At 47.0% G+C, this 6,345-nt stretch carries 8 protein-coding genes; 7 read left to right on the top strand and 1 reads right to left on the bottom strand.

Features of this window, described 5'->3' with window-relative positions:
• Positions 1-66: 66 nt before the first annotated feature.
• Both FTV38_RS16130 and FTV38_RS16125 read left to right on the top strand, forming a co-directional pair.
• Positions 67-771 carry an IS6-like element IS26 family transposase gene (locus tag FTV38_RS16130; protein ID WP_001067855.1) on the top strand — a complete coding sequence of 235 codons (705 nt, stop codon included), beginning with the start codon at positions 67-69 and terminating at the stop codon, positions 769-771.
• Positions 772-810: 39 nt separating this feature from the next.
• Positions 811-1,212 (top strand): LysR substrate-binding domain-containing protein, encoded by a 402-nt coding sequence (locus FTV38_RS16125; protein ID WP_001183556.1) that lies wholly within the window; start codon positions 811-813, stop codon positions 1,210-1,212.
• 136 nt (positions 1,213-1,348) lie between these two features.
• Here the strand turns inward: FTV38_RS16125 and FTV38_RS16120 are convergent, their stop codons facing one another.
• Positions 1,349-2,164, bottom strand: coding sequence for an APH(3')-I family aminoglycoside O-phosphotransferase (locus tag FTV38_RS16120; RefSeq protein ID WP_000018323.1), 816 nt, complete (start codon positions 2,162-2,164; stop codon positions 1,349-1,351).
• A 129-nt stretch (positions 2,165-2,293) separates the two neighbouring features.
• Between FTV38_RS16120 and FTV38_RS16115 the strand changes: the two genes are divergently transcribed.
• The 5 genes from FTV38_RS16115 to FTV38_RS16095 all read left to right on the top strand — a co-directional run bounded on the left by FTV38_RS16115 (position 2,294) and on the right by FTV38_RS16095 (position 6,126).
• Entirely contained in the window at positions 2,294-2,998 is a 705-nt protein-coding gene (locus FTV38_RS16115) for an IS6-like element IS26 family transposase (protein WP_001067855.1), read from the top strand.
• A 72-nt stretch (positions 2,999-3,070) separates the two neighbouring features.
• Positions 3,071-3,664, top strand: coding sequence for a tyrosine-type recombinase/integrase (locus tag FTV38_RS16110; protein ID WP_205779272.1), 594 nt, complete (start codon positions 3,071-3,073; stop codon positions 3,662-3,664).
• Between the two features lie 189 nt (positions 3,665-3,853).
• The gene (locus FTV38_RS16105) at positions 3,854-5,020 is read left to right on the top strand and encodes a tetracycline-inactivating monooxygenase Tet(X3) (RefSeq protein ID WP_024160783.1); all 1,167 of its coding nucleotides are present in this window, start codon (positions 3,854-3,856) and stop codon (positions 5,018-5,020) included.
• A 147-nt stretch (positions 5,021-5,167) separates the two neighbouring features.
• Positions 5,168-5,905, top strand: a complete 738-nt coding sequence (locus tag FTV38_RS16100) for a recombinase family protein (RefSeq protein ID WP_001366550.1) — start codon at positions 5,168-5,170, stop codon at positions 5,903-5,905.
• Positions 5,902-6,126 carry a hypothetical protein gene (locus tag FTV38_RS16095; protein WP_000743213.1) on the top strand — a complete coding sequence of 75 codons (225 nt, stop codon included), beginning with the start codon at positions 5,902-5,904 and terminating at the stop codon, positions 6,124-6,126. The genes FTV38_RS16100 and FTV38_RS16095 overlap by 4 nt, the downstream gene beginning before the upstream one ends.
• The last annotated feature ends 219 nt before the right edge of the window (positions 6,127-6,345 follow it).

Here is a 6,345-nt window from a genome sequence, read left to right as displayed (position 1 = left end):
CACGGCACTGTTGCAAATAGTCGGTGGTGATAAACTTATCATCCCCTTTTGCTGATGGAGCTGCACATGAACCCATTCAAAGGCCGGCATTTTCAGCGTGACATCATTCTGTGGGCCGTACGCTGGTACTGCAAATACGGCATCAGTTACCGTGAGCTGCAGGAGATGCTGGCTGAACGCGGAGTGAATGTCGATCACTCCACGATTTACCGCTGGGTTCAGCGTTATGCGCCTGAAATGGAAAAACGGCTGCGCTGGTACTGGCGTAACCCTTCCGATCTTTGCCCGTGGCACATGGATGAAACCTACGTGAAGGTCAATGGCCGCTGGGCGTATCTGTACCGGGCCGTCGACAGCCGGGGCCGCACTGTCGATTTTTATCTCTCCTCCCGTCGTAACAGCAAAGCTGCATACCGGTTTCTGGGTAAAATCCTCAACAACGTGAAGAAGTGGCAGATCCCGCGATTCATCAACACGGATAAAGCGCCCGCCTATGGTCGCGCGCTTGCTCTGCTCAAACGCGAAGGCCGGTGCCCGTCTGACGTTGAACACCGACAGATTAAGTACCGGAACAACGTGATTGAATGCGATCATGGCAAACTGAAACGGATAATCGGCGCCACGCTGGGATTTAAATCCATGAAGACGGCTTACGCCACCATCAAAGGTATTGAGGTGATGCGTGCACTACGCAAAGGCCAGGCCTCAGCATTTTATTATGGTGATCCCCTGGGCGAAATGCGCCTGGTAAGCAGAGTTTTTGAAATGTAAGGCCTTTGAATAAGACAAAAGGCTGCCTCATCGCTAACTTTGCAACAGTGCCATTTTAAGCGTTATGCTAAGCCCAGGAAGCCGCAGGATCTTTTGAACCACAACTGCATTAACGTCCGCTATTCTGATACGAGTGGATTGTACGCCTGGGAATTCGAGAAAGATGCTCAGAAATTCAGTCTGAAAGTCAAAGGGCAATATATTGCGAACAGCACGATTCATCAGCTCGATGCAGCATTAGACGGGCTGGGGATTGCCTATATTCCCGAGTATGTTGCAGATGGATATATCAAAAGCGGCAAGCTGATTGCTGTTCTGACCGAGTGGTGTCCATATTTTGACGGCTACCATATTTATTATCCTCACCGCCGACAGGATTCTCCTGCGTTTATGGCTTTTCTGCAAGTTTTGCGTGACAGGTACAATAATGGAATAAGATAAATTTATGAGTAAAGGATTATGTCCACGATAAGCACCTGGGTCGATTCCTGGGAGGCGGCCATGAGGGTAGGGAAGCGCCGTCCCGTCAAGTCAGCGTAATGCTCTGCCAGTGTTACAACCAATTAACCAATTCTGATTAGAAAAACTCATCGAGCATCAAATGAAACTGCAATTTATTCATATCAGGATTATCAATACCATATTTTTGAAAAAGCCGTTTCTGTAATGAAGGAGAAAACTCACCGAGGCAGTTCCATAGGATGGCAAGATCCTGGTATCGGTCTGCGATTCCGACTCGTCCAACATCAATACAACCTATTAATTTCCCCTCGTCAAAAATAAGGTTATCAAGTGAGAAATCACCATGAGTGACGACTGAATCCGGTGAGAATGGCAAAAGCTTATGCATTTCTTTCCAGACTTGTTCAACAGGCCAGCCATTACGCTCGTCATCAAAATCACTCGCATCAACCAAACCGTTATTCATTCGTGATTGCGCCTGAGCGAGACGAAATGCGCGATCGCTGTTAAAAGGACAATTACAAACAGGAATCGAATGCAACCGGCGCAGGAACGCTGCCAGCGCATCAACAATATTTTCACCTGAATCAGGATATTCTTCTAATACCTGGAATGCTGTTTTCCCGGGGATCGCAGTGGTGAGTAACCATGCATCATCAGGAGTACGGATAAAATGCTTGATGGTCGGAAGAGGCATAAATGCCGTCAGCCAGTTTAGTCTGACCATCTCATCTGTAACATCATTGGCAACGCTACCTTTGCCATGTTTCAGAAACAACTCTGGCGCATCGGGCTTCCCATACAATCGATAGATTGTCGCACCTGATTGCCCGACATTATCGCGAGCCCATCTATACCCATATAAATCAGCATCCAGGTTGGAATTTAATCGCGGCCTCGAGCAAGACGTTTCCCGTTGAATATGGCTCATAACACCCCTTGTATTACTGTTTATGTAAGCAGACAGTTTTATTGTTCATGATGATATATTTTTATCGGCACTGTTGCAAATAGTCGGTGGTGATAAACTTATCATCCCCTTTTGCTGATGGAGCTGCACATGAACCCATTCAAAGGCCGGCATTTTCAGCGTGACATCATTCTGTGGGCCGTACGCTGGTACTGCAAATACGGCATCAGTTACCGTGAGCTGCAGGAGATGCTGGCTGAACGCGGAGTGAATGTCGATCACTCCACGATTTACCGCTGGGTTCAGCGTTATGCGCCTGAAATGGAAAAACGGCTGCGCTGGTACTGGCGTAACCCTTCCGATCTTTGCCCGTGGCACATGGATGAAACCTACGTGAAGGTCAATGGCCGCTGGGCGTATCTGTACCGGGCCGTCGACAGCCGGGGCCGCACTGTCGATTTTTATCTCTCCTCCCGTCGTAACAGCAAAGCTGCATACCGGTTTCTGGGTAAAATCCTCAACAACGTGAAGAAGTGGCAGATCCCGCGATTCATCAACACGGATAAAGCGCCCGCCTATGGTCGCGCGCTTGCTCTGCTCAAACGCGAAGGCCGGTGCCCGTCTGACGTTGAACACCGACAGATTAAGTACCGGAACAACGTGATTGAATGCGATCATGGCAAACTGAAACGGATAATCGGCGCCACGCTGGGATTTAAATCCATGAAGACGGCTTACGCCACCATCAAAGGTATTGAGGTGATGCGTGCACTACGCAAAGGCCAGGCCTCAGCATTTTATTATGGTGATCCCCTGGGCGAAATGCGCCTGGTAAGCAGAGTTTTTGAAATGTAAGGCCTTTGAATAAGACAAAAGGCTGCCTCATCGCTAACTTTGCAACAGTGCCAGTTTTATTACGAACGTGTTTTGGGTGGACAACGGAAAACATATTTCATCGAAAGACCAAAAAAAGAAAAAACACTTCCTGTTGTGATGAGTGAAGAAGAAACCATTCGGGTACTACGCGCTATTGAAAACGTGAAACACAAGGCTATTCTGATGACTATTTATTCGGCAGGTTTGCGCATTTCTGAATGTATAAACCTGAAAATAAAAGACATTGACTCCAAGCGCATGCAAATTCGTATAGAACAGTCAAAAGGAAAAAGAGATCGTTATACCATTTTATCTGAGAAAACATTAATTATTTTAAGAACATACTTTATGGAATATAAACCAAAAGATTATTTATTTGAAGGTCAAAAAGGTGGCGCATACTCAAGCCGAAGTATTCAAAACATTTTTAAAGCAGCTGTTTTAAAAGCAAAGATTCAAAAGGAAGTTACTGTACATACCTTACGACATAGCTTTGCAACGCATTTGCTTGAGAATGGTACGAGTTTACGTTATATTCAATCGTTGTTAGGTCATTCAAGCAGTAAAACAACTGAGGTTTATACACATATTACCACCAAGGGAATGGAACAATTAAAAAGTCCGATGGATTTGTTAGATATATAGAAAGGATTTGTATATTTGAGCAAAACTTAACAAAAAGCACTATGAATATAAATCCTTTTGAGAGAGTAGAAACGAACGGTAAACGGTTGAAAACGGATTTGTCACTGATAATGAAAGGTTTAGCAAAATAAGATATAGTGGATATATACGCCATTTGGCGTATAGCCACTTGTTATGTGCCATTTTTGAATGACAATGCGAATAGATACAGACAAACAAATGAATTTACTTAGTGATAAGAACGTTGCAATAATTGGTGGTGGACCCGTTGGACTGACTATGGCAAAATTATTACAGCAAAACGGCATAGACGTTTCAGTTTACGAAAGAGACAACGACCGAGAGGCAAGAATTTTTGGTGGAACCCTTGACCTACACAAAGGTTCAGGTCAGGAAGCAATGAAAAAAGCGGGATTGTTACAAACTTATTATGACTTAGCCTTACCAATGGGTGTAAATATTGCTGATGAAAAAGGCAATATTTTATCCACAAAAAATGTAAAGCCCGAAAATCGATTTGACAATCCTGAAATAAACAGAAATGACTTAAGGGCTATCTTGTTGAATAGTTTAGAAAACGACACGGTTATTTGGGATAGAAAACTTGTTATGCTTGAACCTGGTAAGAAGAAGTGGACACTAACTTTTGAGAATAAACCGAGTGAAACAGCAGATTTGGTTATTCTTGCCAATGGTGGAATGTCGAAAATAAGGAGCTTTGTTACCGACACGCAAGTTGAAGAAACCGGTACTTTCAACATCCAAGCTGATATTCTTCAACCGGAAATAAACTGTCCCGGATTTTTTCAGCTATGCAACGGCAACCGATTAATGGCGGGACATCAGGGCATTTTATTGTTTGCCAATCCCAATAATAATGGTGCATTGTATTTAGGAATTAGTTTTAAAACGCCCGATGAATGGAAAAATAAAATTCCCTTAGATTTTCAGGACAGAAACAGCGTTGCCGATTTTTTATTGAAAAGATTTTCCAAATGGAGTGAAGTTTACAAACAATTAATACGTTCGGTATCAACATTTCAATGCTTGCCCACAAGGAAATTTCCTTTGAACAATGATTGGAAAAGTAACCGTCCATTACCCATAACAATGATTGGCGATGCTGCTCATTTGATGTCGCCTTTTGCAGGACAGGGTGTAAATACGGGATTATTGGATGCTTTGATATTGTCTGAAAACCTTACAAACGGAGAATTTACAAGTATTGAAAATGCCATCGAAAACTACGAACAACAAATGTTTGTTTATGCAAAAGATACGCAGGACGAATCGACAGAAAACGAAACCGAAATGTTTAGTCCCAATTTTTCGTTTCAAAAATTATTGAATCTATAAACAGTAAGAAAAAACGGCTACTAACAAGCAGTTTTGCAATAGTGGGCAGAAGTGCAAAATTGAACTTGTGTGCTTCTATCAACTTTTGTACATTAGCTGCCAGTTTAAGATGGGTGCATTTGAGTATGCCCAAAGGAGCCCGCAAGTATGCGCAGGACGAAGCCAGTAGCCGCGCCGATGGTGGCGCGGGTCTATCTGCGCGTCAGCACCGACGCGCAGGACTTGGAACGCCAAGAGGCGATCACTACGGCCGCGAAGGCCGCCGGCTACTACGTCGCCGGCATCTACCGTGAGAAGGCATCCGGCGCACGCGCCGACCGGCCTGAGCTGCTGCGCATGATCGGCGACCTACAGCCCGGCGAGGTGGTCATTGCCGAGAAGATCGACCGCATCAGCCGCCTACCTTTGCCCGAGGCCGAGCGCCTGGTGGCCTCGATACAGGCCAAAGGCGCACGCCTGGCCGTCCCTGGCGTGGTCGATCTATCCGACCTGGCGGCCGAGGCCCAGGGCGTCGCCAAGATCGTGCTGGAAGCCGTGCAGATCATGCTTTTTCGCCTGGCCTTGCAGATGGCCCGCGACGACTACGAGGACAGGCGCGAACGCCAGCGCCAAGGCATTGAGTTGGCCCGCCAGGCCGGGCGGTACAAGGGCCGCCGTGCTGATCCGAAGCGCCGCGCCCAAGTTGTCGCGCTGCGCAAGTCCGGCTACAGCATCAACAAGACCGCCGAGCTGGCCGGGTACAGTGCGGCCCAGGTGAAACGGATATGGGCCGAGGTCAGCCAGGCCGAAGCGAAGCAGCACGGCGCGTTCGTGGAGGACGCATTGACGGAAGCCGATGCCCTGGCCGCTGTCGGCCAGGATGAGCGCCAGGAGGAAAGGGCATGAAGAAGCCGAACCAAGACGACGAGCCGTTTTTCATCACCGAGGAGATTGCGGCCGAAATGATCGCCGGCGGCTATGAGTTCGAGCTGCCGCCCATTCCTTGCACCATCCGCCTACGCGACGTGCTGGAGCGCATGACCGATGCTGAGCTAGCATTGCAGCCGGGCGAGATCGCCGACCAGGAGCGTGAACGCTGCCGGCGCAAGCCGTGTTCAACCTCATGATCTGGTCATGGTATTTTTCATGGCACTGAGCCTGATAGTTCTTGCAAATTGTTGTCACTAAAGGGTTTTGTGTGCTTGTTTACAATCGAGTGGGAGTGACGGGCACTGGCTGGCAATGTCTAGCAACGGCAGGCATTTCGGCTGAGGGTAAAAGAACTTTCCGCTAAGCGATAGACTGTATGTAAACACAGTATTGCAAGGACGCGGAACATGCCTCAT

Origin of the sequence: Acinetobacter sp. YH16044 (assembly GCF_013417145.1) — a bacterium.
GTDB classification, from domain to species: Bacteria; Pseudomonadota; Gammaproteobacteria; order Pseudomonadales; family Moraxellaceae; genus Acinetobacter; species Acinetobacter amyesii.
Note: the sequence above shows the minus strand (reverse complement) of the source record. Positions and strands in the feature narration are given on the sequence as shown.

Coding starts and splice junctions, on each gene's coding strand:
- FTV38_RS16130 (WP_001067855.1), top strand. CDS start 67: ATGAACCCATTCAAAGGCCGGCATTTTCAGCGTGACATCATTCTGTGG.
- FTV38_RS16120 (WP_000018323.1), bottom strand. CDS start 2,164: ATGAGCCATATTCAACGGGAAACGTCTTGCTCGAGGCCGCGATTAAAT.
- FTV38_RS16115 (WP_001067855.1), top strand. CDS start 2,294: ATGAACCCATTCAAAGGCCGGCATTTTCAGCGTGACATCATTCTGTGG.
- FTV38_RS16105 (WP_024160783.1), top strand. CDS start 3,854: ATGACAATGCGAATAGATACAGACAAACAAATGAATTTACTTAGTGAT.
- FTV38_RS16100 (WP_001366550.1), top strand. CDS start 5,168: ATGCGCAGGACGAAGCCAGTAGCCGCGCCGATGGTGGCGCGGGTCTAT.
- FTV38_RS16095 (WP_000743213.1), top strand. CDS start 5,902: ATGAAGAAGCCGAACCAAGACGACGAGCCGTTTTTCATCACCGAGGAG.